The organism is Streptomyces sp. IBSBF 2435 (assembly GCF_036815005.1).
Taxonomy (GTDB): Bacteria; Actinomycetota; Actinomycetes; order Streptomycetales; family Streptomycetaceae; genus Actinacidiphila.
The window spans coordinates 1-26,924 of sequence record NZ_JAJSYW010000035.1; the positions used below are offsets into that span (position 1 = coordinate 1).

The following is a 26,924-nucleotide window of genomic DNA, read 5'->3' on the forward strand; positions in this document are numbered from 1 at the left end:
GGCGCGGGCGGCCGGCCCCCGCCGGCCGCCCGCGCCCGCGGACCGCCCGCACCCCGCTCTTCGACCAGTACGCCGACCCCGACCGGCCGCGTGCGGCCAACGAGTAGCCTTCCCGTCAGCCATATCGCGTTCACGACCACCCGCGCCGGGATGCTAGAGTTTCCTTCGTTGCAAGGGCCTGTGGCGCAGTCCGGTAGCGCACCTCGTTCGCATCGAGGGGGTCAGGGGTTCGAATCCCCTCAGGTCCACCGCAGCTCAAAGCCCCTCCCGGGTGTAATTCGGGAGGGGCTTTCTCGCGCTGTACAGCAGCAAAGTACAGCAGCTACTTTCGAGCCTGCTGGCCCAGGTGCTTGCCGAGCTTCCGTAGCGCCTTCCGGGTCGCCTCGGACGGTATGTGCGTGTAGACCTCCATCGTGACCGCGATCTTGCTGTGCCGGAGGATCTGCATCGCGACCCGGGGGTGCACGTCGAGCGCGGCGAGAAGAGAGCCGCAGGTGTGGCGGGTGTCGTGCAGCCTGATCCGCCGTACCCCCGCCTTGTCCGAGCGGGTGGCGAACGAGCGGTTGAAGTTGCGGGGCTCGACGGGTGTCCCGTACCGCGTGGTGAAGACGAAGTCGGACTCGGTCCACAGCTCACCGGCCGCCTGCTTGGCTGCCTCCTGTTCCTTCTGCCGAAGCTGCAGGGCGGTCACGCAGATCTGCGGCAGCGGCAGCACCGCCGACGATGCCTCGGTCTTGGTCTCGTCGTGGACGAGTTGTCGTCGGATGCGCTGCAACTGGAGTTCTACAGTCACCTCTCCTGCGTCGAGGTTCACGTTCTTCCACGTCAGCCCGAGTACCTCACCGCGTCGGAAGCCGACGACCAGGATGAGCACGTAGGCCGTATAGAGCGGATCACGAGCGCCCCGGGCTGCTTCGAGGAACTCGCGCGCCTCTTCTACCGACCACGGATGACGCTTCACTTTGCGCCCCGAGCGCACTTTGACCAGGGCCGCGACGTTCTTCGGGATCAACTCCTCGGTGATGGCGTTGGTCAGCGCCGACCGCAGCACAGCACGCGCGTCCTGGACTGTCCTGCGGGAGGCTAGCTGTTTGCAGCAGGCTCCGGCTGCACAGCAGCGGGGCCTGTCCCGCTTCGCGTCCTTGCCCTGAGCGCAGCACTGGCACTGCGTGAGCAGGGTGTTCACCCAGGTGCGGATGTCCCGCACGGTGAGCTTGTCGAGCCGCTTCACCCCCAGGCCGGGGACGATGTACAGCCGGACGTGCATGGCGTACGTCTCGGCCGTCTTCGGCTTGAGGTCCGGGTCCACGACCTCGGTCAGCCACCGGGTCAAGTACTGCGCGATCGTCGGCGACGACGTGGCCACCGGCCCCTGCGCCGCCTCGGCGTGGAGCTTGACCCACTTCCCGTGGACCTCGTCCCGGGTCTTGCCATAGACGTACTTGCGGGCGCGCTTGCCGTCCGGCTTGGTGACCCAGACGTAGGCCGCGTGCCCGTTCTTGTAGGGGTAGATGGACCCTTCGCCGTTGCTCCGCTTGACGCTCATGCCGCCTCCTCAGCGGTGGCGACGACGCGTGCGACGTACTCGTCGACCCAGGCGGGGAGAATACGGCGGTTGCGGCCGATGACGACCGAACGTATTTCTCCGGTGAGGACCAGCATCTTGGTCTTGGACAGGCCGAAGCCGAGCATCTCGGCGACCTCGGCGGTCGTGAACCACTTCCGCTCTATCGCGGTCATGGGGGAGGGCATGGGAGTTCCTTGTCTCGGCGGCGCGGGGCAACGTGCAGCCGTGCTGACTGGTGGGATGGGCGGTGGATGAAGCGATCCCGCGTGCGTGGTCCTCGGCGTTGGTAGCGCCGAGGACTGGTGCGGGTGTGTAGTGAGGCTGGGCCGGTGGGAACGGCTGTTGGCCTTGCAGCGCGGGTGGGCGGCGATGGGGCCGTGGCAGCGGGAGGAGACCTCCTACTGGCCGTCGGACGGTCCCTTGCGCAGTGGATCCCAGGTCGAGTTAGGGGCGGGGTACCACTCGGGTCCGGTGGTGTCCGGTCCGACGTCGACGCCCTGGGCTGCGAGGCGGTCGGCGATCTCGTCGTACTCGCGCTCGGCCTCTTCGAGCCGGGCTTTGGCGCCCTGCTCGATGTCGTGGGCGGTCTTCCACTCCTGCTCGGCCTTCTGGACGCGGTAGCCGGCCTCCTGCAGCTCGTAGTCCGGCTCGTCAGGGCCGGCGACTGCTTCGGTCATGAAGTGGGCGGCGGGGACGTTGAGGGCCTTGGCGAGGCCGACGACCTCGTCGAAGCGCAGCAGGCGGGTGCCGTTCTCGATCTTGGCGATCTGGGTCTGGTGGAACTTGAAGCCGAGCCGGGTCATGCGCTCGGCCAGGTCTTCCTGGGACAGGCGCGCGGCTTTGCGCAGGACCTTCATGTTGTGGGCCACCAGGGCCTCGCCCTCCAGGGGCGTGTAGCGGTGCGCGTGCGGACTGGACATGTCGGCCTCCCTCCGGCCCGGTCTCGACGCGCCGGGATGAAATAAAACGATACCGCATGAAGAACCCATGCTGCAAGCGGTTGAGTCGTTCGTTATGCGATCGTTACAGCGCCGGACCAGGCAACATGCTGGAATCGCATGCTCTAAGAATGCCAGGAGCGCTTGACTGGCGGGCAGGCGCCGTGATATCAATGTTCTCATCCCGCATTGGGATCCCAACCTGAGGTAGGTTGAGCGCCTGTCGAGACTGGCGCCGCACAGCACAAAGCCCCCGGCGCTACCAACACCGGGGGCCTGACGGAAACCACGCCACCGCCCATCCCAGGACAGTCAGCCAACGGCGGACCGGGTTGCCCCCCGGGACCCGCCGAGCAAGGAGTCTCCGTGAACGAGGGTACTGCCTCCAGGCACGGCCCCGCAGCCCCAGACCCGATCCCACCGGCCTGCACCCGGCCGCCCGTCGCACAGCCGGGCGGAGGCCACCGGCCACCCCAACCCGACGCCGCATCCCCGCTCCCCGCCCGTGTGCAGGCACCCGCACCGGACGGGTCGGAGGAGCCGACCAGGCCACCGGAGATACCCGACGTACCGCCGACCGAGGGCGATGAGCTGCTCAGGCGGCTGCAGGCGCTGATCGCACGGTTCGTGGTCCTGCCGTCCGAGGCGGCGCTCGACGCGACCGCTCTCTGGGTCGCCGCATCCCACCTGCAGGCCGCCTGGCAGCACGCCCCGCGCCTTGCAGTGGTCGGCCCGGCGAAGCGGTGCGGGAAGTCACGGTTGCTGGACGTGCTCGCCGAGACCGTCCACGGCCCGGTGCTGACCGTGAACTCCACCCCGGCGGCGGTCTTCCGGTCCATCACCGAGGAGCCGCCCACCCTGCTCGTGGATGAGGCCGACACGATCTTCGGCAGCCCGAAGATGGCCGAGAAGAACGAGGAGATGCGCGGCCTGCTCAACGCCGGGCACCAGCGCGACCGCTACGTCCTGCGCGTGGTCGGCAACGACCACACCCCGCACCGCTTCCACACCTTCGCCATGGCCGCCATCGCGGGCATCGGCGACCTGCCCGACACGATCATGGACCGGTCCATCGTGATCCGGATGCGGCGCCGCGCCGAAGGCGAGCGCGTCTCGCCGTACCGCACCAAGCGCGACAGCCCTGCCCTGCGCGCGATGCGCACGGACCTGGCCCGCTGGACCAAGCCCCTGGCCGACCAGGCACTGCGCCTGGAACCGCAGATGCCGGTCGAGGACCGCGCCGCCGACACTTGGGAGCCGCTGGTCATCATCGCCGACCTCGCGGGCGGCTCCTGGCCCCGCCGGGCACGGCAGGCATGCACACGCCTCGTCAACGCCGAGGCCGAATCCGAGGACGACCAGCCCAACGGCGCGCGCATCCTGGCCGACATCCGCCGGATCTTCCACGCCGCCAGCGACCCCGACAGTATCGCCACCGACCAGCTCCTGTTCGCCCTCAACGGCGACCCCGAAGCCCCCTGGGCCGAATGGGGGCGAGGCGGCCTGACCCCGCGCGGCCTCGCGAGCATGCTGCGCGAATTCGGCATCTCCTCCGGCAACGTCCGCATCAGCGACCACACCCAGCGCAAGGGCTACATGCGCAACAAGTTCGCCGACGCCTGGCGCCGCTACTGCCCCACCGTCCACCCCCTCGGCCCAACTCCGAGACAGGGCACCCCGCGCTGACCTGGCTTCCGCAGGACGCGTCCCCGCCGCAACGCCACAGCTGACAGGGCCGTGTTCAGCTTCTGAACACCCGCGCCGTTCAGAAACTGAACACCCACGCCGTTCAGACGCTGAACGGCGGCGCTCGGCAGCCACCGGTGCGGGAGGCGGGCCGGCCCGGGACGGCACACACCACCGTCTCGTGCCGTCCCAACCGTCCCTGCCGCATAACAGCAGCTCAGAGCCCTTTCCACTAGGACGGATCAGCGTCCCAAGACGGAACCGGTTCCGTACCGGTACGGCAGCAGCCCCTCCGCGCCACGGCACGCACCCACCGGGACTGCACCTGCCGTACCCGCCCTGACCTGCGGCTGCAACGGCCAAGACGCCAAGACGGATCTTCCAGCACACCCCTCGCCCGTAAGGACGTTCTCCCGCATGCCCACCACCTCCACCGGCGCGCACCCCGCCGCCACGGGTACCTTCGCCCGCACGACGATCACCGTCGTGATGGCGGTCATCGCCGCGCTCGCCTTCGTGTTCTCCTTCGGCAACGTCTGGGCCCTGGCGCTCCGGCTCGGCGTGCCCCGCCCGATCGCGCCCCTGATCGCACCGATGGTCGACCTGTCCGTCGTTGGCCTCCTCGTCGCCCTCCACCACCTCGCCGCCCACGGCACCGACCCCGCCCACCTGCGCTCCGCCACCCGCCTCATGCACCTGTGCGGCCTGCTCACCCTCGCCCTCAACACCGCCCAGCCCCTGCTCTCCAGGCACTACGGCCGCGCCGCCATCGACACCGTCGCCCCCGCACTCCTGCTCGGCTGGGGAACCGTCGGCCCCACCCTCCTCCGCCACCTCCACACACCACCCCACCCGACACAGGAGCGCCCAGGCCCTACGCCACCGGCGGAGGCCACCGCCCTGCCAGCCCAGCGAACAACGCCCACAGCAGCCATTCCAGCTCGGACTCCGCCGCCTGGGCAAGCCCATCGGGAGGGCACGCGCCCCGCTGCTCCGGGCAAGCGCACCGGACGACCACCCGCCGCAACCATGGACCAGCTGATCGGCATAGCCCGCCCCGCCGTCGCCGAGCACGGCGTCAGTACCGCCGTGGTCAAGAAGGCCCTGAAGGACGCCGGCACGCCCGTCGCCAGCGCCCGCTTCACCGCACTGATGCAGCACCTCAGGGACGAACACGCCTCCACCGCAGGTGTTCCGCAGCCGGAGCCCGAGCCAGCACGAGACCACCCTGCGGACGCCTGACGACAGCCACGTAGCCCAGCTCGCCCCGACTCGGCCTTGGTCGGCCGAGTCGGGAGGGTGGCCACATACGGCGCCGCCCGATCCGGATGTGCGGATCTCCCCAACCAGGGGACTTCCGCACATCCGAGCGCCGCTTGTCTACACCCCGAACGCGGCTCGGCCAAACCGCCACCCACCCGAACCATGACCGTGCAACGAGAGGACCCACCCCGTCATCCGCCGCACCACAAACGCCCCGCTGGAGAACACTGTGAAGCCCATCCCCGAGACCGAGGACGCCGACGAAAGCCCCGGGCCTGCCACCAAGGCCCGTAAACTGGCTGGTCTGTGGCGGCGAGCCTTCAACAACCCGGCTCCTGGCGGAGCCAGTTGTACCCAGTCTCCGATTGTTGGCCGGAGTCTGGGGTCCTCCGCCCCGGGGGTGGCGGAGGAGGCCCGGCGCGAGGGCACACCGGACGGAGAAGCAGGCGCCGGAGGTGGTCCCGGCCCGGACCAGCTCACCACCGTGCAGCGCAGCGTCCTCGCCGCCGCACACGCCGACGAGCAAGCCAGTGCCGCCCCACCAGCTGCCAGTCCCCCTGAACGCCCTGTCGGGGCGTCTGCGCCCGGCAGCGACGCCCGTGCCCGCGAGGCGGCTGCCGCATTCGTTCACGACAACATCCCCTCACTCGACGTGCCGCCGCTCCCGCTCCACCCTCAGGCCCAGGTGATGCTGCAGGGCAAGATCCGCCGGTTCAACGGCAAGCGCCGCCGCCTGCGTGTCGGGCCAGTCGGCTTCACCGAGTCCGAGCACGCCGAGCTGCTGTCCGCCGCCGAGCGCCACGGCTACGGGGACACGATCTCTGGCTACTTGGCGGATATCGCGCTGGCGTTCATCCGGGGCGCGTTCACCGTCGACCTGCCTCTGCACACCGACAGGCAGGAGGTGCAGGAGTTCCGCGCGAAGGTCCGGTACGAGATCAACCGGATCGGCGTGAACATCAACCAGATGGTCTACGTGCTGCACCGCGACGACCGGATCGAGCCGGACATCCGCGAATGCCTGGAGCGCCTGGACCGCATGCTCACCCACATCGCCCGCGCCCTCCTGCTCCCCACCGGACCCACCGTGCCGAGCGACGGGGAGGATGCGTGATCCCCTCGGTGAAGAAGCCCGGCGGCAACACCCGCGGCCTGCTGGCCTACCTCTACGGGCCCGGCCGCCACGACGAGCACCTCGACCCGCACGTCGTCGCCTCCTTCAGCCCCCTGGGCCTGCCCGACCCCGGCCGCGACCAGGACGCCACTCTCACCCAGCTCCGCGACGTCCTCGACGCCCCCGTCGCCTTGCGCAATGAAGGCTTCGGCAAGCGGGTTACCGGCCACGTCTGGCACTGCCCCGTGCGCACCGCACCCGGTGACCGGTACCTGTCCGACGCCGAGTGGGGCGAGGTAGCCCGGCGCATCGTGCACGCCGCGGGCATCGCCCCGGACGGCGACCCGCTGGCCTGCCGGTGGATCGCCGTGCGGCACGCTGACGACCACATCCACATCGTGGCCACCACCGTCCGCGAAGACGGCCGCCGCCCCAAGATCCACAACTGCGGCATGCGTGCCCAGGCCGAGGCCCGCCTCATCGAGAAGGAGCTGGGCCTGCGCCAGGTGGCACCCGGCGACCGGACCGGCGACCGCCTCCCGACGCAGGCCGAGATGCACAAGGCCGACCGCCTGGGCTGGGAGCAGACCAGCCGAGAATGGCTGCAACAGCGCATCCGCGCTGCGATTCCCCACGCCGCCGGCATCGACGAGCTGCTCGCCTACCTCCAGGCCGACGGAGTGGAGGTGAAGGTCAGCCGCTACCCCTCCGGCGACCTGCGCGGGTACGCAGTCGGCCGCCCCGGAGACCTGAAGGCCGATGGACAGCAGGTCTACATCTCCGGCAGCAAGATCGCCCCTGACCTGTCCCTGCCCAAACTCCAGGACCGGCTGGCCACCGGAATCCCCGAGGATCACCCGACCGCATGTCGCAACCGTCCGGGCGACCCGTGGCAGCGCGCCACCGACGCCCTCGACACTCTCCACGACCACCTCACCGGCACTGCCGACCGCGCCGTCGCGCAGGGCCAGATCACCGCCCTCGGCGAGATCATCGATGCCACCGCCCACACCGCGCCTATCGCACTGCGGGCCGAACTGCGTGCCGCCGGCGCTGCGTTCGCCCGCGCGCAGCGCTCAAGCGTCCGAGCCGACCACCACGCCGCCACCGGCCTCCGGTACGCCGCACGCGACATCGCCCACGCTGCCACCAGCCCCGACGGAGCAGCCCTCGACGTCCTGCTCACCACCCTGGTCTGGTCCGTCATCCTGGCCGCCCGCTGGCACCAGGCCCAAGGCCACCGCCAGCAGGCCGAAGCCGCCCGCGCCACCGTCACCCGGCTGCAAAGCGCCTACGACCGCGCAGCCGCCGAGCACCTCACCGCCCTCACCAACCGCCAACCCACCCTGGAGATCACCAACACCCTCGCAGGAGAAGTCCGCACCGCCATCCCCGACCACGCCGACCGCATCCTGACCGACCCCAACTGGGCCGCCCTGGCCACCGTCCTCGCCGACGCCCACGCCGCAGGCCACCGCCCCCGCACCCTCCTCGCCGAAGCCGCCGCCCGCCGCGAACTCGACACCGCCCGCCTCCCGGCCCAAGTCCTCCTCGGTCGCATCCAGCACACAGCCCGCAACCCCGCACCCAACCCCCAGGCCGAGGCCGCCCGCCTTCGCTCCCACAACGCAGGAAACCTCCCCCGCACCGGTCCACAGCCCGCAGCGGCAGCGAGCGCCACAATCGAATCGCGGCAGCGCCGTGGGCGCTGAAGCGACTACGCGCCCGAAGCCGAAGTCACAGGGCTCGCGGAGGGATCGAGGCGCCCGTCACTCACCCCTTCTCTGCGTATGGCTCCGAGCAGGGAGGGCGAGAGGACGTGATGTCCTGAGGATCTGGGACGAGATCACCCGTTACGTCGCTCGGCGCCCGTCGGCCAGACGACCTCTACGGGGAGGCCGAGGGCACGCGCCTCCTCAACGACGTCGGCGGTGCCTCCGCCTTTGGTACCGGGCGGCATGCCGTTCCAGACGGCGACGAGCCGGTCGGCACGGCGCAGCAGTTCGCTGTTGGCGGCTTCGTACGCCTCCCGGCCAGAGGTGGCGTGGTCCATCACCACCACCTCGGTGGCAGCGGCCAGGAGCCGGTCGAACTGCGCGGCGTGTGCAGCTTTGACCTTCGTCTCGCGGTAGTCGCGGGACGGGATCACGGCGACGAGGCTTCCGCCGGCGTCCAGGACGGCCTCGGCGAACAGGGAGTCCGAGCCGGCGGCGATGCAGGAGACGCCGACGAGTTCCCCGTCCGCCACCTCACGCATCAACTCGTCAAGGGCTGTGCGGACCAGGGGCACGGAAGTATCGGTGAGGTCCATGTGGCCGGTCACGGCGAGGATGGTCACAGCGTTCCTTCTCAGTCGGCGAGTTGCTCGCGGAGCCTAGCTCGCGCTTCCCGTACGGGTGCCGACGTTCCGTGCCCCACCGTGTAGGCGTACAGCTCGGCCATGCCTTCTCGTACGCGTCCGGAGTGGACGCGCTCGGCGACATCGCAGGCTGCGTGGGTTTCTGTTACGGCCGCGGTGAGGTCGCCGGAGAGGAAGTAGACCTCGGCCAGACCGAGGCGGTCGAGCGCGTGTGACCTGCCGGCCTCCGGTCCCCGGCGGGTGAGTGCGGTGCGGATCTGTTCTTCGGCCTGCCCTGCGTGGAGCCGAGGATCGCGCCGGGCGAGTTCCAGGAAGCGACCGCCGGTGACGCCCGCCAGTTCCGCTTCGTCGAAGTAGCCGATCCAGTACGGCTCATCGAGGCCGCCATCCGCAAGTGCGTGGCGGGCTTGTTCGGTGGCCCGGTGGAACGCCGCGGTCCTGCCCAGTGCGGCCAAGGCCCATGCCTCCCGCGTGTGGAGCATCGCACGGAGCCGCGGTCCGGCTTCGTCACGGACACCCTCCTGGGCGAAGCGGACGAGTTCGAGGGCGTCTGTCGGGCGGGCCGCGTAGAGCAGCTGGCGAGCCATCCCGGCCAGGGTGTTGGCGCCCCAGAGGCGGTCGCCCGCAGCGTGGGCGGCCCGCAAGCTGAGCCGGTAGTAGTCCTGTGCCCGCCGTTGCAGCCCCGAGTCCCAGGCCATGCTGGCGGCTGTACCGGCAAGCTGCGCCAGCACCGCGTACAACCGCTGCTCGACGAGCGGTGCTTGATGTTCCTGGAGGAGAGCGGCCACTTCTTGCAGCTGGCCGAGAACCGCCCGGCGCCGCAGCCCACCGCCGTACTTGTGGTTCCAGGTGCGGAACGCCTTCGCTGCCTCTTCGAGCTGCTCGACATCGCGCACCCCCAATCGGCCGGGGCGGCTTCGGCGTGAGCCCTTCTCACCGGGCAGCATCCAGCCTTCCAGCGAGTCGAGCAGAAGCGGTCCTGTCATCACCGTGGCCGCGATCGCTCGGGTGAGCGCGCGTCGGTCCATGGTGAGGTCGGCGCGGGTGAGTTGGTCCGCCAGCTCGACTGTGCCGACGTTCTGCCACGGACTGTCCATGCGGGCTGTCACCTCGGGAGATTCGGGGCGATCCGGTTCGGCCTCCTCCGTTTCCCAGGGACGGGTGGCGAGGCCGATGAGCTCGCCAGGAATGTGCAGGCCGTCGGCGATACGGCTCAGCACGTCGTACGAGACGACGCGCGTCTGCCCGTTCATGATGGTGGACACCTTGCCGGGTGTGAGTCCGCACGCCAGTGCGATGCGGTTCTGGGACAGGCCACCGTGCTTCTTCAGGAGCCTGAACACCTCGGCGAAGTCGTGTTCAGCCAGCGCCTGACGCATATCGGCCCTGGTCAGGACGTCCGCGGACATCGGTGTGGCGTTCACCAGCCACCTCCAGAGGTGTGCGGCATCCCGGCTTCCGGCCGGGACAGCGGTGTTACCGCCTCGGTAATCCCCAACGGTCATGGTGGCGAAGCGGTGTGAGCGCAACGCTACTCACAGACACCGATCGCCGAAACCGAGTGGGGAAACGTCATGCTCAACCTGCCTTGTTGCGGGCCGCCTTCGCCCCGTGGGCTGCGTCATCAGAGCCGCGCCGGCGAGGCGAACGGCCAGTGAAACTCAACGGCCGCGTCATCGCGCCGCAGCAGGCCGCGAGCTTGCACGCACGGAGTGCCGTTCCGGCCGTCGTCGGCGCGGACGCGGAGGGTCCAGGCGACTTCACCCTTCGTCGCCCCGCGGCGCCGGCGGAGAGGCTCGTCCGCGCCCGAGGAGAAGGGCTGGCTTCATGACCGAAACCGCGCGCGTGACGATGGAGGCCACGCCTACGGCTCCCGTTCCAGCGCCGTCCGAGCCGATCTGCGACGAGTTCGCGGTGCAGGTCACCGGCGCTGCCTCGACGGGCGGCACTTTTGAACGGGATCTCGATGGCCGATGGGTGGGGCGGCTTCGCCGTATAAGTGCCGCCAAACTGCGCGCCTGGAACCTGGTCTCGCTTATGGACGATGTCCAACTCCTGGTCAGCGAACTGGTCACCAACGCCCTGCGGTACGGCGAGGACGGCGAGATCGCGTTCCGCCTCGTGATCACCCTCCAGGGCGTGCTGATCGCGGTGAACGACGGCTCCAGCCACCGCCCGCGTCTGAGCGACGTCGACGAGGCGAGCGAAACCGGCCGCGGCCTCTTCCTCGTCGCCTCAATCGCCGACGACTGGGGAGTGAGCCCTGACGGCACGACCACGTGGTGCACGCTGCGCGTACCCGGGCCGCGGTGAGGACGGTGCAGACTCATCCGCCCTTCGCGTCCACGCACACGGAGACAAGCGCCGACGTATAGCCGCACGCACGCGAGATAACGCTCCGCTTTGCACGCGAAGCGCGACCGCCCAGTGCTCCGCGTTCCCCAGCCCGTAGGCCGTCCATCGTCCAGCACCGCACAGGACGCCGAACGAGCCGAACGTCGAGCGGGACCTTCGGCCTACAGCCCGATGGCGCGGAGCCGCACCCACCAGCGCACGCCCTCACCTCAAGGAGATCGCGATCAACGAGGAGCAAGCTGCCCAGGCTCCGCAGCCTGTGGACGCAGTCGAGCAGCCGAAGCCGTGGAGCACACCGGGTTTGTGGACGATCACCACGACGTCCGGCTTCGCGACGTCCGGCTATCTGCCTGACTGGGCGGAGGACGATCCGAGCGAGGCCGGCGTGCCGCTGGACCAGCTGCCGCTCCGGCTCGGCGGCATCAACCACCGGAACTTCTTCGAGGGCCCGATGATGCCCCTCACCACCACCAACAGCAGAGACGACGCGGAGGAAGACGCGGTCTTCGCGGGAAGCATCGACTGCAACCCCTACGACACCGACACACACCTGTGCGTACCCGTCGTGAACATCCAAGTCAGTGCCGACCACTGGATCCTCGGCCTGAACCCACAGGAACTCGCCGGCATCGCGTCGAAGCTGCGCGCCCAGGCCGACTTACTCCACGATGAAGTCCTGCCTGCGCTCGTCGCCGCCTGTGAGGACTGGTTCGCCCAGCATCCGGAGCAACCGCTCCCCACGTCAGTCCTGCCGCCAGGGCTGACCCAGGTAGAGGCCACCGCACCGCCCTCATTGCCGCCCCACCCTGTTCGTCACACCGATCACCCCGAGAGACGTTGAAGTGCCCGCCCGCCGCCGTACCCGGCCGAGCAGGCTCCACCAAGAGCCCGAGGCCGTCACATGGGCACGCGAGAAGGCCGGCCTGACCAAGCGGGCACTCGCCGACATGATCGGCATCAGCGAGCAGCTGATGGGAGAGATCGAATCCGGCTGGCGCAGCGCCACCCCAGCCAACCTGATCAAGATCGCCACCGCGCTGAACTGCCCGATCGTCGTGCTGGAGCGCAAACGCACAGCGGCCGTTGACTGAGTACGCCTCGGGCTCTGCCACGGTTCCGGGCCGAACGGGCCTCGGTTCCGCACCCCAGAGTAAGAAAACCTCTGGTCAGCGGCTGCGGCGTACTGCAACGGCTCCGCGGGTACCGCACAGGAACGAGAAGCGCTCAGGCCGCGGCTTCGCCAGGGTCTTTCTCTTCCGAGGCGACGTCCAGAAAGCGGCCTAGGTGTATTGGCTCGGAGCGTTGTTGACGCGGGTGATGGGCGGGTGTCCGTCGAGTGCGGTGTGGCAGCGGTGGTGGTTGTAGGTGTGGAGGAAGTCTGTCAGGGCCGCTGTCCGCTCGTCGTTGGAGGTGTAGGGCCGCAGGTAGGCCCATTCGTCGAGCAGGGTGCGGTTGAAGCGTTCGACTTTGCCGTTGGTCTGCGGGCGGTAGGCGCGGGTGAGTTTGCCTGTGGCGCCGAGGTCGGCCAGTGCCTGCTTGAACAGGGTGCTTTTGCGGTAGGACCAGGCGTTGTCGGTCAGGACGCGCTCGATGCGGGTGATGCCGGCGGTGGCGAAGAACGCTGCGGCTCTGCGGAGGAAGGCGGCGCAGGTGGCGGCCTTCTCGTCGGGGTGGACTTCGCTGTAGGCCAGGCGGGTGTGGTCGTCGACGGCGGAGTGGATGTAGTCGAAGCCGGTGATGCGGCGCCGGTCAGGACAGGCTTGTCGGCCGCGGGTGCGCCAGCCGCCGCCGTCGGGGATGCGGCCGAGTTTTTTGACGTCGACGTGGATCAGTTCGCCGGGCCGGTCGCGTTCGTAGCGGCGGATGACCTGCCCGGTGGGCCGGTCCATCCAGGCCAGGCGGTTCAGGCCGTGGCGGATCAGGACGCGATGCACGGTGGAGGCGGGCATGCCCAGGATCGGGCCGATCCGGGCCGGGCCGAGTTTGCGGGCCTGGCGCAGCTCGCACACGCGGGCCTCGATGTCCGCGGCGGTGCGGTGCGGGGTCCTGCGTGGCCGGCTGGAGCGGTCGTGCAGACCCGCCTCGCCCTCCGCCCGCCAGCGGCCGACCCACTTGTGGGCGGTGGTCCGCGAGATCCCCATCTCCGCTGCGACATGCGCGACCGGCCGGCCGAGCGGACACGCTCAACAAGGATCCGTCTGCCATGAACGGTCAGCCGGGCATTACGGTGGGACACGAAGACCTCCGTGCGTGGTGTGGAGCCTAGACACCTCCACCACACCGGAGGTCTTCGCCATGATCAAGCACCGGCACGTGTCAACAACGCTCGTGATCAATACACCAGTCCCGCCGAAAGGACAAATAGGGCCTCTCATTCCAAACCAACGGTCGCTGAAGGGTTACTACACCCTGCCTCGAATGTCCTTGCTAGAGTCAAGGTGCGCTGAGGCCCTTCTTGTTGGACACCGCCTTACGACCCGACTCCTGGAGCGACACTCCCGATGACGGATTCTGCTGGCCAGGGGCCGGTGCCCGTTCAAGCCCAGCGGTTGATCGGACGCGATCAATATCTCCGATCCATCACGGATTTGATACGACGTTCGACAACAGGGCGTTTGCCGCGGAGTGTACGCCAGCCGGTGATCGTGGTTGAGGGCGCCCGCGGGAGCGGCAAGACCATGCTGCTCGGTGCCGTGCGAGAGTGGCTTGCGGACTTAGCGCCCCACGCTCACGTCAATTTCGCCCGTTTCGACAGCTCAGTCGGTGCGCCCGAAGTACTGTCCGCCCTCGCGTTCCAGCTCAACCGGCGCTATCCAGTGTACGGGACCTTGGGCTTCCCCCGGCTGCTCGTGGGGATCGAGGTACTGCAACAGGAGCTGGACCCGAACCACCGGGAACGGGCCCGCGACGCAGTGATCAACACGCTTCGGCAAGCTCGGGATCTGGAGACATTGCAAACGGCACTCAAAAACATGGGCGGCGCAGCAATTGACGTGGTCCAGTCGAGCACCGGCTTACCGATAGTCAACGCAGTCAGCTGGCTGCCCGACTGGGCATCCAAGGCGGCCGTACGTCAGCTAGTGAAAGGGCAGCGCAGCCGACGGATCCTGCTCGGCGACTACCAGGACTGGTACGGGCACCGGGGACGGCACCTCCGGCAGGACTCGGTTGACGTGCTCATAGACCTGCACCAGTGGCACGCGAACCCTAACGTGGACGACAATCGGCGCAAGGTTGCCCAACTGTTGTCCGACGCATTCGTGACTGACGTGGTCGAGGGGTTTCATAGTGCCCGCCGGACCAGCGAGCTCTCGCTCAACTGCCTGGTAACGCTCGACGACGCTGATACTGAACTCGGAGTCCGGTTCACCAGTGACCTGGCAGAGGCGCTCCGAGGGGCGAACGAGCGGGTGCAGTCGGACCCCATCCCGCTCACCGTGGTCGCTGCCAGCCACGGCAGGCTGCTCTCCGCAGCGGACGAGCTGATCGAGGTGGACCCTCACGGCAGCTGGTCACCCCCGGAGGCTGGGCCCCTTGCCCCCTGGCTGCGACTGCGCCTTGCCGACTTCAGCACGCAAGAGGTCGGCAGCACCCTCACTGACCGGATACATCGGCAGGGCAATGACGCCCAACTCAAAATGATGCTGATGCAACTGACCGGCGGGCACCCAGCCTCCGTTCAACTGCTCATCCGAGCCCTAGCACACGACCCCATCCTGTGGCGTGAGCCGGCTCGGCTGCTGGAGCGCCCATCACCCGAACTGGCGCGCGAGCCAATTGGCGTCGGCGCCGCTTCCGGCTCGCACACCCTCGCAAGAGAGTTGATACGGGTCTTGCTGGGCAGCATCCCGGAATCCAACGAACACCTCACCGACCTGATGATCTGCGCGGCGGCGACCTCCCGACAGGACGCCTTGACCTTCATCACGGACAACGAGCCATTGTTGGTCGGCGGCCAAGCCCGATTCGACGCGGACATCGATCCCGTGCTGTGGCCAACTGTTCCCAGCGCCTCGTCCGAGCTGCTGCGTCGGCTCCTGCTGCGCGGCTTGGCCCTGAGTGAGAGCGGGCTGCTTCCGATGGTGTCGGGTCTGCCCGACACTTCGCCCACGAGCACCAGGTGGTCCGTGGCATTCAGCAGACTTCAACAGCTCGGTGGAGACGACGAACTCTATTATACCTTGGCTCTGGGCGACTTGGCCGAAGTCACCCGGCAACTGGACGCGCTGGTCGGCAGCGAACCGTCGGCACTCTGGCTCGAGCGGCTGGCCCGCGTGACCGCGGCACCACGCCGCCCGGGTCGGCCGACAACCGCGCCTGGCACGCCACTGGAGGAGATGCGTGCCCTGGCAGGGAGCACTACTGCGGCGAGTCAGGCACCCGGCCCGCTGGCGGACCTGGTCGCCGCCTGCTGGATAACCGCCGACCCTTTTGTGGGCAACCAGCGCCATAGTCTTCACCTTCACATCGCCCAGGAACTCAAGACGCTGGCCAGACGCTGGCCGCAGGACAGCGATCCTCTTTACCAGGCCGCTCGTCGTTACGAAAGCCAAGCCATCCATTGGGCCTGAAACCTGCACTCGAACATCCGAAAAGGTATAGGAGCCACATAAAATGGCTAACCCGCACTCTGGAATGAGTGTGTTGCCTCCAACTCACGGAAGCAGGCGGCGTAGGCAGCGCCAGTATGTGCTGGCCGGCCTCGCGACGCTCGTTCTGATCGGCAGCGCGATCTGGGTGAGCAAAACTCAGTTCAACGGAGAAAAATCCTGGTGCGGTGGGTCCGGCTCGGGTCTGAGCCGGATAAGCGGCGAATGCGTTGGAGTGACCGATGGCTCTGGCGGCTATTATTTCAGCAGCGATCTCAAGCCGGTCGAGAAGCTGATCGCGACAGCGAACGAAACGGCTCTGAAAAGCGGCAAGCCGGTGGTGACGGTGGCCTTGCTGGAGCCAATCACTGTGAACGGCACCAGCGCTCTGACCGCCACCGAGATCCGCAATGCGATCGAGGGTGCCTACACAGCCCAGGTCCGGGCCAACACCACACGGGTAGCCGGCGACGAGACTCCCCTGATCCGGCTGGTACTGGCTAACGAGGGCGGCCATGAGGATCAGTGGCCACAGGTGGCGGCCCAACTCGAGAGCATGATCGACAGTCCGCAGCCGTTGGTTGCCGTAGGCGGCCTAGGCGTGAGCACGACGGAAACCCTCAGGGGAGCACAGGAGTTGAGCTCACACCACATCCCGACCGTGGGCGCGATCAACACCGCCGATCAGCTGAACAGCCAGAGTATTCCAGGCTTCATCCGTGTGGCCGCAAGCAATCAGCAGGCTGTGACAGCGCTTAAGAGCTACCTCGGTGGCCTGCAAGACACGAAATCGGCGATCATGGTGTTCGATTCCAACTCCGACATGCACTCCAGTCCTGACCTGTTTACCGCATCCCTGCGCAGTGACCTGCAAGCTACGTTCACCAAACTGTTGGAATTTGCTCCACAGGGCTTCGTGGGCCTCTCGGGAAAAAACTCGGCCAACCCCGACCTGTTCTCTTCCATCACCACCAACATCTGCGCGGTCAAGCCGAGCGTGGTCCTTTACGCAGGGAGATCCGTCGACCTGTCCGGTTTCCTCGCGTCCCTCGAACGTCGGGTATGCGCCGATACGCCGATCACCGTGGCTACCGTCGGAACGAATCTCAACGCCTTCATCGCCCAAGCGGACACGCTGCGCAGCAGTAAGATCACCCTGATCTACTCAACTCAGACTGCCTCCCCCGACTGGCTCGCCAATTCTCCCGACACCCCAACGCACTTCGCAGACTTCGCCGCGGAATTCAACTCGCACCACTTCCCGAAAGCCGACCTTACCGACGGCGGCACCATTGCGGCCCACGACTCGATCCTGACTGCGGCACGCGCCATCCGCCTCGCCACCCAGAACGGATCCACCCCGAAAGCCTCCGACGTGTTCAGCCAGGTCCTGAACTTGAACAACCAGTTCATCGTGCCCGGCGCGGGAGGCGACCTAAGCTTCTCCTACCACCCCGGCGCAAACGGCTCCGAGAGCAGCGACCCCATCGGCAAGCCTCTCCCGCTCATCACCGTTCCGCGGCTGCCTACGCCGACACAGAGACAAGACACCTACGTCACCACCCATTAACCTCGTTCTTTCGTGACTGTCCGCCTGCTGGCTTGGTGGGCGGTTTCAACTGAGTGGGCTGGCGGCAGGCGTGGTGGCTGCCCGGCTGTCGCGTCGGGTGGGTGCCGGGTTCCACTGCTCCGGATGCTGGCGACTCGTCGTGGTGGTGCTTCGTTGCTGATCAGCCGGGGCCGGCGGTGTTTGGAGGCGGTCGAACACGGTGGTGATGGCCGAGGTTCAGGGCCAGTGGCGGGCCAGCCGGAGCCAGCGTCGGCGGCCGGTGGAGACGAGCCGTGCCGCGGCGGAGAACAGTCGCAGCCGCAAGCGTTTGGGTTCCAACCTGCGGGTTTCGCCCGGCAGCGCGCATCGGCATCCAGGCCAGCAGTTCGAGGCCGATCTGGACGCCTTTCAGCCAGGCCTGGTTCTGGGCGGTGTCGTGCAAGGGAAGGTTGCGCAGCTCGGTGTCGCGGGCTGCGCGGATGCGGTCCTCGGCGCGGGCGCGCTGGCGGTGCCGCAGTTCCAGGGCCGCGATCGGGGCGCCGCTTGTGTTCGTTGCGAAGCAGGTGATCCGCATGCCGTACGTCGGTAAACCGCAACTGGGCACCGGGATGGGGACGTTCCTTGCGGACGACCAGCCGTATGCCCTGCGGCCAGCCGGTGAGGACGTCGCCTGCGAGTTCGGCGACCCATGCCCCGGCACGTACCATGCCGTCCGGTTCGACGGCCGGCGTCCAGACGGTTGCCGGGACTCGCAGGACAGCTTGACGCCCATGCTCGTCACAGGCACCGAAGTCCTGGTAGTTCTGCTGCGCCTCTATGAACGAGACCTGGTTCGCTCCGCCTGCAGCGGTCGGCCAGCGGAACTGGCCCCCGTCATCCTCCCAGAAGCAGACGGGGCAGATATCGAAGGAGCCGGGCATCTCGTCGAGGACGCGGTGCCCGCAGTGGGGGCAGGGGTAGCGGTCGCTCACCCCAGGGGGGACCTTGGAGGCCCGGCTCTGACGCCACACATTTCGCTTCCTCCGCCCATCTGATCAGTCCGCAGACAGTCCGCAGGACACCCGTATACCGCCGTCGGAGGCCAACGCACGCCAACGCCAGATTGCCTGGTCAGAGCCCTGATCGGCGCTCCGCCGCAGGTCAGGTCCGGCCCGGATACGTTCCGCTTCAACGTGTAGCGCCGATGTCGTGCGGAGCCTGCCAAATTGGTCGACGGAGCTCGGAGGGGAGCGCACAGGCGTGGTGGGCGCTGAAGCGGGTGTCAGCTGTGAAGCTTTCTTCGACGGATGACCCGAGCCTGCGGGGCGGGCTGTACAGCAGCGAAGTACAGCAACCCGCATGTCCAGCAATGCCCTCCGGCACGCCTGGCACCACTTCCGACCTGCACAGATGACCTCAGCGACCATCCTGCCCGTAGTTCGCATCGAGGGGGTCAGGGGTTCGAATCCCCTCAGGTCCACAACAGAGTCGTTCTTGAGCTGATTCAAGAAGGACCGACGAAATCCCACCGACCATGAAGGTCGGTGGGATTTCGTCATTTTCGAGGTCGGTTCGGGCCTGCCTGTCGCAGCGGACCCGTAGCGATGTGCGGTCGCGGGTCGAGGCGGACCACTCACCTGGCGTCGCGCGGGTGCGCGGGCACCCGGCGGGACCCCAGGGCGGCCTCGCCTCCTCACGGGTTACCCGGAGTGCTTCACGGCCGGACGCGTAGGCGGTCACTCGTACGTCCTTCGTACGTCGTACGAGCAACTGGTCGTACGACGTCGCAACGGCGGCCTGTCAGGGAGGCGTTGAGGCGGGCATGTGAGCTGCGCCACAAGATGGCGGTGCGGAAATAATCTGATGGCCGTAAGAGCTTGAGATTTCAAGATCTTATGAGGGAGTCGATATGTCGGCAGACGCAAGTCCTGCGCCTATTGCGACGTCCGCGGTACCGGCCGTCGCCGGTGTCCGTACCAAGGTGCGAGTTCCGTTGCGCTTCCCCGACGGGTGGGAGACTGCCGCGGACGTTTTCACCTTCACCGGCCTGGCCGACGGCAAGGAGCACCTGGCGCTCGGGATCGGCGAATACGCGAACGTGGCCGTGCCGCTGGTGCGGCCGCATTCGGAGTGCCTCACCGGCGACGTCTTCGGTTCGCAGCGCTGCGACTGCGGCCCGCAGCTGCGCGAGGCGGTGGAGCGTATCGGCGAGCGTGGCGGCTATCTGCTGTATCTGCGTCAGGAGGGCCGGGGCATTGGCCTGTACGCGAAACTCGACGCATATGCGCTGCAGGACGACGGCCTGGACACGTACGAGGCGAACCGCGCTCTGGGGCGAGGTGAGGACGAGCGCGACTACACGGCCGCGGCCCAGATGCTGACCGCTCTCGGTGTGGGTGCGATCCGGCTGTTGAGCAACAATCCCGACAAGGCGCGGCAGTTGGCGCAGTTCGGTACACAGGTGGCCGAGCGAGTGCCGACCGGTGTGCACGTCTCCGACGCCAATGTCCGCTACCTGCGGGCCAAGGTCGAGCACACCGGCCACACCCTGGCCCTGCCGGCCTGAAGCGGTCATTGCCCCTGCGCTGTCGCCGCCGCAAGGGCGACGCCTTTCGATGGCGGCGCAATAGGCGACGGAACGGCTGCGTGGGGCACGCTGTGGCTGCCCGGCGGGCGCGTGACACGACCCACGATCGAAACGGTGGCGTTTCGATCGTGGGTCGTCTACGCTCTAGGTGTACGACATCGTTTCGATGGCGGCATCGGACGGCTGAGCCCGTGGCGTCAGCGCGGCACAGGAGGAGGCCGTACGCTGTTGCCGCCCACCAGCGGATTCGGAGGACAGGACATGACGGCTCAGGCATCTGCCGCACGTCGTACCCGCCTGACCCCCGAGCGCGAGCGGGAACTGTACGAGGCGGTCGTCGAGCTCCTGCGGGAGGTCGGGTACGAGGCGCTGACCATGGACGCGGTCGCCGCCCGTACGCGGTCGAGCAAGGCCACCCTCTACCGCCAGTGGAAGGGCAAGCCGGAGCTTGTCGCCACCGCGCTGCGGCACTCCAAGCCGGTGTCGCTCGCCGACATCGACACCGGGTCGATCGCGGGCGACCTGCACGAGCTCGTCCGGTGCCACGACGAGAACGAGGCCAAGCGTGACCAGGAGCTCATGCGCGGACTCGCGCATGCCGCCTTCCGGAACGAGGACCTTTTCCGCGCCCTGCGGGAATTGCTGATCGAACCGGAGCTGGTCAGTTTCCGCGTCCTGGTGCAGCGCGCCGTGGACCGCGGCGAGCTGGCTGCCGACAATCCGGCGCGTGACTTCATCCCGCACATGCTGTTCGGCGGCGCAATGGCGCGTCCAATCCTCGAGGGCGTCGACGCCGATCCCGATTACAGCCACAGATACATCGACGCCGTGGTGGTCCCCGCCCTCGGCCTGTCGTAAGTCGCATCAAGAAAGCTGATCAGCGTGTAAGCACACCGTTGCGTCGGTCCGGCATGCCCCGACGGCACTGCGCCTCTTCCGACTATCCCTCTGACCCGCCCCACCTGACACGCCGCTCTCGTCGTCGGGCTGGTTCCACACGCCCATTTTCGCCCCTTCCTGACGGGAGCCCCTGCCTCCATGGCCACTTTCCTCTACAAACTGGGCCGGTTCGCCTTCCGGCGACGGCGATACGTCGTCCTCGTCTGGGTCGCGCTGCTGGGCCTCGCAGGAGTCGGCGCCGCGACCGCGCCGTCCGCGCCGGCCGACAATTTCACAGTGCCCGGCACCGAGGCGCAGAAGGCGTTCGACCTGCTGCATGAACGTTTCCCCGGGACCAATGCCGACGGCGCGAGCGCGCGCATCGTCTTCAAGGCGCCCGGCGGCCAGAAGGTCACCGCCGGGCCGAACAAGGCGGCAGTGAAGCAGGTCGTCGCCGAACTGGGGCACACCCCGCAGAAGGCCACCGCTGCCGATCCGTACACCGCCGATGCGGTCAGCAAGGACGGCACCACCGCCTATACGACAGTCACCTATGAGGTGAAGTCCGCCGAGATCACCGATGCCACGCATAAGGCGATCGAGGATGCGGCCCAGCACGGCAGGGACGCCGGACTGACCGTGGAGGCAGGCGGTACCGCGTTGCAGGCGTCGCCGTCGACCGGCAACAGCGAGGCAATAGGTGTCGGCATTGCCGCCGTCGTACTTCTGATCACGTTCAGTTCACTGGTCGCCGCAGGGCTGCCGCTGCTGACCGCAATCATGGGTGTCGGCGTCGGTATCGCGTCGATCACCGCGCTGGCGAGCACGTTCGGTCTGTCCAGCACGTCGTCCACACTCGCGTCGATGATCGGACTGGCGGTCGGCATCGACTACGCCCTCTTCATCGTCTCGCGTCACCGGCATGAGCTCATGGAGGGCCGGGACGGTGAGGACGCGGCCGGGCGCGCGGTCGGCACAGCCGGGTCCGCGGTGGTCTTCGCGGGGCTCACCGTGCTCATCGCGCTGGCCGGACTGTCGGTCGTCAACATCCCGATGCTCGGCAAGATGGGCATGGCGGCGGCGGGTACCGTGGCGCTCGCCGTACTGATCGCCCTCACCCTGATACCGGCGCTGCTCGGCTTCGCCGGACCCAAGGTGCTGACCCGCAAGGCGCGCAAGGGCCGGGCGGTCGCCGACGGCAAGCCCAACATGGGAACGCGCTGGGCGCGGTTGGTGGTGCGGCGGCGTGTTCCGTTCCTGCTGGCCGGAGTGGTCGCGCTGGGGCTGGCGGCCATCCCGATGAGCAGCATGCAGCTCGGGTTGCCCGACGACGGCTCGCAGCCGGTCAGCACCACGCAGCGCAGGGCCTACGACATGCTGTCCGACGGTTTCGGGCCGGGCTTCAACGGGCCGCTCATGGTCGTGGTCGACGGCGCGCACAGCGACAGTCCCAAGGCGGCGGCGCAGCAGGTCAAGAAGACGATCTCCGGCTTCGCCGACGTCAAGGCGGTCACCGAGCCGGCGTTCAACCCCAAGGGTGACGCCGCGACGCTCAGTGTGGTGCCGGTGTCCAAGCCGAGTAGCGCGCAGACCGAGGACCTGGTGCACGTCATCCGCGGCCATTCGGGTGAGTTCACGAAGGCCACCGGCGCCGAGGTGCTGGTGACCGGTACCACCGCGATGAACATCGACGTCTCACAGCGGCTCAACGACGCCCTGCTGCCCTATCTGGCGCTGGTCGTCGGCCTGGCCTTCCTGCTGCTGATGATCGTCTTCCGCTCGGTGCTCGTGCCGCTCAAGGCCGCGCTCGGGTTCCTGCTGTCGGTGCTTGCCGCACTGGGCGCGGTCGTGGCGGTCTTCCAGTGGGGCTGGCTGTCCGGCCTGATCGGGGTGGAGCAGACCGGACCGATCATGAGCATGATGCCGATCTTCATGGTCGGTGTGGTGTTCGGCCTCGCCATGGACTACGAGGTCTTCCTGGTCACCCGGATGCGGGAGGCCTACGTCCACGGGGAGACGCCGCAGCAGGCGGTCGTGACGGGATTCACCCACGGTGCACGAGTGGTGTCCGCCGCGGCCGTCATCATGATCAGCGTCTTCGCCGGATTCATCGGATCGTCCGAAGCGATGATCAAGATGATGGGATTCGGCCTGGCCATTGCGGTGGCCTTCGACGCGTTCATCGTTCGTATGACCATCGTGCCCGCGGTACTCGCACTGCTCGGGCGTGCCGCATGGTGGCTGCCCCGGCGGCTGGACCGCGTGCTGCCCAATGTCGACGTGGAGGGCGAGCAGTTGCGCAAGACCCTCACCGAGCAGCCGCGGTCGGCTGCCGAGGAGGAACGCGAGCCGGCTGTGATCTGAGCCGTATCTCATTCGCGAGGGTGAGTGCCCTGCCGGCCGGTTCGTTCTGCATGTGCGGACCACCGGCGGGGCAGTCCTGCGGCATGGCGGGGTGCGGGTGAGTCGCGGGGCGCCGGGTTGACGCCCCGCCGTCCTGACGTCAGCTCAGGACCGGCTGCTGTGCGCCGTTCTCGAAGCTCAGCAGCCACTGCTTGCGCTCGATGCCGCCGCCGTAGCCGGTCATGCTGCCGTTGGCGCCGACCACCCGGTGGCAGGGCACGATGATGCTGATCGGATTCTTCCCGTTGGCGAGGCCGACCGCGCGGGAGGCGGTGGGCTGGCCCAGGACCGCGGCGAGTTCGCCGTACGAGACGGTCGCGCCGTAGGGGATCTCGCGCAGGGCTGCCCACACCCGGTGCTGGAACGGGGTGCCCGAAGTCGACAAGTCGATATCGAAGTCCGCGACTTCGCCAGCGAAGTACGCACTCAGCTGCTCGGCGGTACGGGCGAGGACCGGGACGTCGGTGGCCGTGACCCGAGGTCCGAAGGTGTCCTGCGGCGGGATGTGCCGGTGCTCCGTCATATACAGGCCTGCGAGGCCACCCTCCCGGGTGACCAGGGTCAGTAGGCCGATCGGACTGTCCATGATCGTATGAGCGGATGCGGTGAGGGTCGCCGCCGTGGCTGTGCGAGCCGTCGTCGTCATCGTGAAGCGCCTTCCGGTTGCGGGTGATCGGCGGGCAGGACGTTGACCGGATGGTCGCCGGTTGCCCACAGGTATTGCGTCGCGTAGGCACGCCACGGCTGCCAGGCCGCGGCGTGCCGGGTCAGTGCCGCGGGTGTGGCGGGCAGGCCGAGGTCGCGGGCGGCGTAGCGGACTCCCAGGTCGGTCGGCAGGAAGGCGTCGGGGTCGCCGAGCGCCCGCATCGCGATCGTCTCGACCGTCCACGGCCCGAAGCCCGGCAGGGCCGTCAGCTGCGCTCTCGCGCGCTGCCAGTCGCTGCCGACGTCCAGGTCCAGCCGGCCGCCCTCCAGGGCGCCCAGCAGCGCCGCCAGGGTGTCCCGGCGGCTCTGCGGCATCGCCAGCGCCGCCGGGTCGTGGCCGGCCAGGGCGGCGGGCGAGGGGAAGAGGTGGGTGAGGCCGCCGGCGGGATCGTCGACGGCGTCGCCGTAGGCCGCCACCAGCCGCCCGGCGTGGGTACGGGCGGCGGCCGTTGAGATCTGCTGCCCGAGCACCGCGCGGACCGCGAATTCCGGTCCGTCCGTCACCCGTGGCACCCGCCGCCCCGGCGACTTGGCGACCAGCGGCGCGAGCACCGGGTCGGCGGACAGCAGCGCGTCCACCGCCAGCGGGTCGGCGTCCAGATCGAGCAGCCGGCGGCAGCGGCTGATCGCCTGCGCAAGGTCGCGCCAGTCGGTGAGCCACAGCCGGCAGCCGATGTGATCTGCCAGCGGCCGCAGCTCGACGATGCCGGCGCCGTGCGGCAGGCGGACGGTGCGGCGGTAGGCGCCCGCGCGCCACTCCTCGACGCCGGGGACGGCGGTCGCGGCAAGGTGCCCGAACAGGTTGTCCGGGGTGAGCGGGCGGCGGAACGGCAGTCGCAGCGCGATGGAGCCCGCGGTCGCCGCGGGGCGGCCCTTGGCCACCCTGGCGCGCAGCTCGCCCGGCGCAAGGGCGAAGACTTCGCGCACGGTGTCGTTGAAGGCGCGGATGCTGGAGAAGCCGGCCGCGAAGGCGATCTCGCCCATCGGCATGGTGGTGGTCTCGATGAGCAGCCGCGCGGTCTGGGCGCGCTGCGCGCGGGCCAGGGCGAGCGGTCCTGCGCCCAGCTCGGCGAGCAGCTGGCGCTCCACCTGGCGGGCGCTGTAGCCGAGCCGGGTGGCGAGTCCCGGGATGCCGTCGCGGTCCACCACGCCGTCGGCGATCAGCCGCATGGCGCGGGCGACCAGGTCGGCGCGCTCGTTCCACTGCGGTGAGCCGGGGCTCGCGTCGGGCCGGCACCTTTTGCAGGCGCGGAAGCCGGCCTGCTGTGCGGCGGCGGCGCTCGGGTAGAAGGTCATGTTATCGACCTTCGGGGGCACGACCGGGCAGCTCGGCCGGCAGTAGATCCGGGTGGTCAGCACCGCCGTGAAGAACCACCCGTCGAATCGGGCGTCCTTCGACTGGACAGCGCGTACGCAGGCGTCGAAGTCGGTGTGCATGTCACCAGCATCGCCCCTCGTCACCGTCTCGGTCTGGCGAGAAAACGACATCGAGGTCGGGACACGCCGCTGCTGTCAGTCAGTGACGCTGCTTTCCGGAACGAACTGCAGATCGTCGTATTCCGGGTGTCTGGTGAGCCACCCGGCGATGAACGGACAGATGGCCAGCACCCGCAGCCCCTGGGCGCGGGCGTCATCAAGGGCGGTACGCGCCAGCGCCGAGCCGATCCCGCGGCCCTCGTAGGCCTCGCCCACCTCCGTGTGGATGAAGGCGACCACCTCGGGCGTACGGATGTACGCGGCCGTACCGGCCAGATCGTCGCCGACCCTGGCCTCGTAGCGGCGGTCCTGCGGTGCGTCGGCTACGGAGACTGCTTCGGCGTCGTCCATTGCGCCGGAATTCGTCACGACCGGTAGCCCTCCACTGTCGAGGACGGGCGGACGCGGGCGGTGCCGGGGTCCTCGCCCGCCTCGGACAGGGCGCGGCGCTGCCGAAGCAGGTCCCAGCACTGGTCGAGTTCGTGTTCCAGTGCGGTCAGCCGTTCGCGCTCGTCCGCGCCTTCCGGGCCGGCGTCGGCGAGCAGATCGCGCAGCGTCTTCTCGTCGGCGACCATCTTGCTGATGCGGCCGAGTATGGCCTGCTCCGCACTGGCGTCGTGGGGCTGTTGCACGGGGGACACCTCCCAGGGGTCGCTGTTCTCCACTCTTGCAGGTCACCGGGCGCGGCGCTCGCGGTACGCGGGCGTCAGCCGTTCCCGCCCGCCTGCTTCGGGTCCTCGGGCGCCTCGGACGTCGGGGGCGCCTGGCCTGTCGCGGGATCCGTGGCGACCCCCTGGCCGCGCAGCCACGCGTCGATCTCGAGGCGCACCCGGCGCTCCATGGCCAGCGACATCTCGGCGTCGACGATGTCCTTGGCCAGAGGGCGGAGCCGCTGCATGGCGTCGGAGATGCGGTGCGCCTGCTCGGGGGGCAGGTCGTCCAGCGACCCGAGCACATGGGTCTTGACGACCTCGGTGAACAGCTCGGCAATGGCGTCGACGTGGTCGCGTACCTCGCGGCCCGCGGCAAGGACCGCGGCCAGCGGTACGCCTTCGCGCACGAGGGCGGCCGACGCGTCGAGCAGGCGGCGGCTGGTGTGCAGCGCGCTTTCGCCCGCAACGGAGATGTAGCCGATCTCCAGGGCCGTGGTCAGGTTCGCCGGGCTGGCGTCGTCGCCGAAGTAGTCGGCCAGCTCCTGCGGGGTGAGCACGACCGGCGTCTCGTCCGACCAGGGGGCGGCGAGGGTGCCGCCGAGGCCGAGCAGTTCGGCGACGCCGTTCAGGGTGCGGCCGTTCTCCCAGGCGGTGATCAGCTCGGTGATGCCGCCGAGGGTGTGGCCGCGTTCCAGCAGCGCGGCGATCGTGCGCAGCCTGGCGAGGTGGTTCTCGGAATACCAGGCGATACGGCCGTCGCGGCGGGGCGGTGGCAGGAGCCGGCGCTCCCGGTAGAAGCGCAGCGTCCTCACAGGTATCCCG

22 protein-coding genes, 1 tRNA gene and 2 pseudogenes are annotated in these 26,924 nt (G+C 68.6%); 13 read left to right on the forward strand and 12 right to left on the reverse strand.

Going from position 1 to position 26,924, the window contains the following annotated elements; translation table 11 throughout:
- The first annotated feature begins 174 nt into the window (after positions 1-174).
- Positions 175-248 (forward strand) — tRNA-Ala (locus tag V7E46_RS09880).
- 74 nt (positions 249-322) lie between these two features.
- Here the strand turns inward: V7E46_RS09880 and V7E46_RS09885 are convergent.
- From V7E46_RS09885 to V7E46_RS09895, 3 genes are all read right to left on the reverse strand, one after another.
- On the reverse strand, positions 323-1,546 hold the full coding sequence (locus V7E46_RS09885; protein WP_333768066.1) for a site-specific integrase: 1,224 nt from the start codon (positions 1,544-1,546) through the stop codon (positions 323-325).
- A complete protein-coding gene (locus V7E46_RS09890) occupies positions 1,543-1,752 on the reverse strand; it encodes an excisionase family DNA-binding protein (protein ID WP_333768067.1) in 210 nt (69 codons plus the stop codon). Before V7E46_RS09890 ends, V7E46_RS09885 begins: the two co-directional genes overlap by 4 nt.
- Before the next feature lie 213 nt (positions 1,753-1,965).
- Positions 1,966-2,487, reverse strand: coding sequence for a helix-turn-helix domain-containing protein (locus V7E46_RS09895; protein WP_333768068.1), 522 nt, complete (start codon positions 2,485-2,487; stop codon positions 1,966-1,968).
- Positions 2,488-2,919: 432 nt separating this feature from the next.
- Between V7E46_RS09895 and V7E46_RS09900 the strand changes: the two genes are divergently transcribed.
- From V7E46_RS09900 to V7E46_RS09915, 4 genes are all read left to right on the forward strand, one after another.
- Positions 2,920-4,191 (forward strand): DUF3631 domain-containing protein, encoded by a 1,272-nt coding sequence (locus V7E46_RS09900; RefSeq protein ID WP_443054104.1) that lies wholly within the window; start codon positions 2,920-2,922, stop codon positions 4,189-4,191.
- Between the two features lie 417 nt (positions 4,192-4,608).
- Positions 4,609-5,433: a DUF2637 domain-containing protein gene (locus tag V7E46_RS09905; protein ID WP_333768069.1), complete on the forward strand. Its 825-nt coding sequence runs from the start codon at positions 4,609-4,611 to the stop codon at positions 5,431-5,433.
- A gap of 505 nt (positions 5,434-5,938) precedes the next feature.
- Positions 5,939-6,568 carry a plasmid mobilization relaxosome protein MobC gene (locus tag V7E46_RS09910; protein WP_333768070.1) on the forward strand — a complete coding sequence of 210 codons (630 nt, stop codon included), beginning with the start codon at positions 5,939-5,941 and terminating at the stop codon, positions 6,566-6,568.
- A complete protein-coding gene (locus V7E46_RS09915; RefSeq protein ID WP_333768071.1) occupies positions 6,565-8,280 on the forward strand; it encodes a relaxase/mobilization nuclease domain-containing protein in 1,716 nt (571 codons plus the stop codon). The genes V7E46_RS09910 and V7E46_RS09915 overlap by 4 nt, the downstream gene beginning before the upstream one ends.
- A gap of 134 nt (positions 8,281-8,414) precedes the next feature.
- On the opposite strand, the gene V7E46_RS09920 is transcribed toward V7E46_RS09915, so the two are convergent.
- Together V7E46_RS09920 and V7E46_RS09925 are read right to left on the reverse strand one after the other, a co-directional pair.
- Entirely contained in the window at positions 8,415-8,906 is a 492-nt protein-coding gene (locus V7E46_RS09920; protein ID WP_333768072.1) for a hypothetical protein, read from the reverse strand.
- An 11-nt stretch (positions 8,907-8,917) separates the two neighbouring features.
- Complete coding sequence (locus V7E46_RS09925) at positions 8,918-10,351, reverse strand: helix-turn-helix domain-containing protein (RefSeq protein WP_333768073.1); 1,434 nt, start codon at positions 10,349-10,351, stop codon at positions 8,918-8,920.
- Between the two features lie 403 nt (positions 10,352-10,754).
- On the opposite strand from V7E46_RS09925, the gene V7E46_RS09930 reads away from it, so the two are divergent.
- The 3 genes from V7E46_RS09930 (at position 10,755) to V7E46_RS09940 (ending at position 12,373) form a co-directional block, all read left to right on the forward strand.
- Positions 10,755-11,240, forward strand: coding sequence for an ATP-binding protein (locus V7E46_RS09930; protein ID WP_333768074.1), 486 nt, complete (start codon positions 10,755-10,757; stop codon positions 11,238-11,240).
- A 301-nt stretch (positions 11,241-11,541) separates the two neighbouring features.
- On the forward strand, positions 11,542-12,123 hold the full coding sequence (locus tag V7E46_RS09935) for a DUF6907 domain-containing protein (RefSeq protein WP_333768075.1): 582 nt from the start codon (positions 11,542-11,544) through the stop codon (positions 12,121-12,123).
- Between the two features lies 1 nt (position 12,124).
- A complete protein-coding gene (locus V7E46_RS09940) occupies positions 12,125-12,373 on the forward strand; it encodes a helix-turn-helix domain-containing protein (RefSeq protein ID WP_333768076.1) in 249 nt (82 codons plus the stop codon).
- Between the two features lie 189 nt (positions 12,374-12,562).
- Here V7E46_RS09940 and V7E46_RS09945 read toward each other — a convergent pair.
- Positions 12,563-13,518, reverse strand: a pseudogene (locus V7E46_RS09945) (IS481 family transposase).
- A gap of 403 nt (positions 13,519-13,921) precedes the next feature.
- On the opposite strand from V7E46_RS09945, the gene V7E46_RS09950 reads away from it, so the two are divergent.
- Complete coding sequence (locus tag V7E46_RS09950) at positions 13,922-15,853, forward strand: hypothetical protein (RefSeq protein ID WP_333768077.1); 1,932 nt, start codon at positions 13,922-13,924, stop codon at positions 15,851-15,853.
- Between the two features lie 118 nt (positions 15,854-15,971).
- A complete protein-coding gene (locus tag V7E46_RS09955) occupies positions 15,972-17,441 on the forward strand; it encodes an ABC transporter substrate-binding protein (RefSeq protein ID WP_333768078.1) in 1,470 nt (489 codons plus the stop codon).
- A 216-nt stretch (positions 17,442-17,657) separates the two neighbouring features.
- Here V7E46_RS09955 and V7E46_RS09960 read toward each other — a convergent pair.
- Positions 17,658-18,430, reverse strand: a pseudogene (locus V7E46_RS09960) (transposase).
- 878 nt (positions 18,431-19,308) lie between these two features.
- Between V7E46_RS09960 and V7E46_RS09970 the strand changes: the two are divergent.
- From V7E46_RS09970 to V7E46_RS09980, 3 genes are all read left to right on the forward strand, one after another.
- Positions 19,309-19,965 carry a GTP cyclohydrolase II gene (locus tag V7E46_RS09970; RefSeq protein WP_333768079.1) on the forward strand — a complete coding sequence of 219 codons (657 nt, stop codon included), beginning with the start codon at positions 19,309-19,311 and terminating at the stop codon, positions 19,963-19,965.
- A 282-nt stretch (positions 19,966-20,247) separates the two neighbouring features.
- Positions 20,248-20,844, forward strand: a complete 597-nt coding sequence (locus V7E46_RS09975; protein WP_329178328.1) for a TetR/AcrR family transcriptional regulator — start codon at positions 20,248-20,250, stop codon at positions 20,842-20,844.
- Between the two features lie 180 nt (positions 20,845-21,024).
- The gene (locus tag V7E46_RS09980) at positions 21,025-23,229 is read left to right on the forward strand and encodes an MMPL family transporter (protein WP_333768080.1); all 2,205 of its coding nucleotides are present in this window, start codon (positions 21,025-21,027) and stop codon (positions 23,227-23,229) included.
- Positions 23,230-23,368: 139 nt separating this feature from the next.
- On the opposite strand, the gene V7E46_RS09985 is transcribed toward V7E46_RS09980, so the two are convergent.
- From V7E46_RS09985 to V7E46_RS10005, 5 genes are all read right to left on the reverse strand, one after another.
- Positions 23,369-23,854: a methylated-DNA--[protein]-cysteine S-methyltransferase gene (locus tag V7E46_RS09985; protein ID WP_333768081.1), complete on the reverse strand. Its 486-nt coding sequence runs from the start codon at positions 23,852-23,854 to the stop codon at positions 23,369-23,371.
- Positions 23,855-23,910: 56 nt separating this feature from the next.
- The gene (locus V7E46_RS09990) at positions 23,911-25,410 is read right to left on the reverse strand and encodes an AlkA N-terminal domain-containing protein (protein WP_333768082.1); all 1,500 of its coding nucleotides are present in this window, start codon (positions 25,408-25,410) and stop codon (positions 23,911-23,913) included.
- Positions 25,411-25,485: 75 nt separating this feature from the next.
- Positions 25,486-25,800, reverse strand: coding sequence for a GNAT family N-acetyltransferase (locus V7E46_RS09995; RefSeq protein WP_333768094.1), 315 nt, complete (start codon positions 25,798-25,800; stop codon positions 25,486-25,488).
- 14 nt (positions 25,801-25,814) lie between these two features.
- The gene (locus V7E46_RS10000) at positions 25,815-26,081 is read right to left on the reverse strand and encodes a DUF2630 family protein (RefSeq protein WP_333768083.1); all 267 of its coding nucleotides are present in this window, start codon (positions 26,079-26,081) and stop codon (positions 25,815-25,817) included.
- A 74-nt stretch (positions 26,082-26,155) separates the two neighbouring features.
- Positions 26,156-26,920 (reverse strand): MerR family transcriptional regulator, encoded by a 765-nt coding sequence (locus V7E46_RS10005; protein ID WP_443054105.1) that lies wholly within the window; start codon positions 26,918-26,920, stop codon positions 26,156-26,158.
- Between the last annotated feature and the right edge of the window lie 4 nt (positions 26,921-26,924).

Coding starts and splice junctions, on each gene's coding strand:
- V7E46_RS09885 (WP_333768066.1), bottom strand. CDS start 1,546: ATGAGCGTCAAGCGGAGCAACGGCGAAGGGTCCATCTACCCCTACAAG.
- V7E46_RS09890 (WP_333768067.1), bottom strand. CDS start 1,752: ATGCCCTCCCCCATGACCGCGATAGAGCGGAAGTGGTTCACGACCGCC.
- V7E46_RS09895 (WP_333768068.1), bottom strand. CDS start 2,487: ATGTCCAGTCCGCACGCGCACCGCTACACGCCCCTGGAGGGCGAGGCC.
- V7E46_RS09905 (WP_333768069.1), top strand. CDS start 4,609: ATGCCCACCACCTCCACCGGCGCGCACCCCGCCGCCACGGGTACCTTC.
- V7E46_RS09930 (WP_333768074.1), top strand. CDS start 10,755: ATGACCGAAACCGCGCGCGTGACGATGGAGGCCACGCCTACGGCTCCC.
- V7E46_RS09970 (WP_333768079.1), top strand. CDS start 19,309: ATGTCGGCAGACGCAAGTCCTGCGCCTATTGCGACGTCCGCGGTACCG.
- V7E46_RS09975 (WP_329178328.1), top strand. CDS start 20,248: ATGACGGCTCAGGCATCTGCCGCACGTCGTACCCGCCTGACCCCCGAG.
- V7E46_RS09980 (WP_333768080.1), top strand. CDS start 21,025: ATGGCCACTTTCCTCTACAAACTGGGCCGGTTCGCCTTCCGGCGACGG.
- V7E46_RS09985 (WP_333768081.1), bottom strand. CDS start 23,854: ATGGACAGTCCGATCGGCCTACTGACCCTGGTCACCCGGGAGGGTGGC.
- V7E46_RS09990 (WP_333768082.1), bottom strand. CDS start 25,410: ATGCACACCGACTTCGACGCCTGCGTACGCGCTGTCCAGTCGAAGGAC.
- V7E46_RS09995 (WP_333768094.1), bottom strand. CDS start 25,800: ATGGACGACGCCGAAGCAGTCTCCGTAGCCGACGCACCGCAGGACCGC.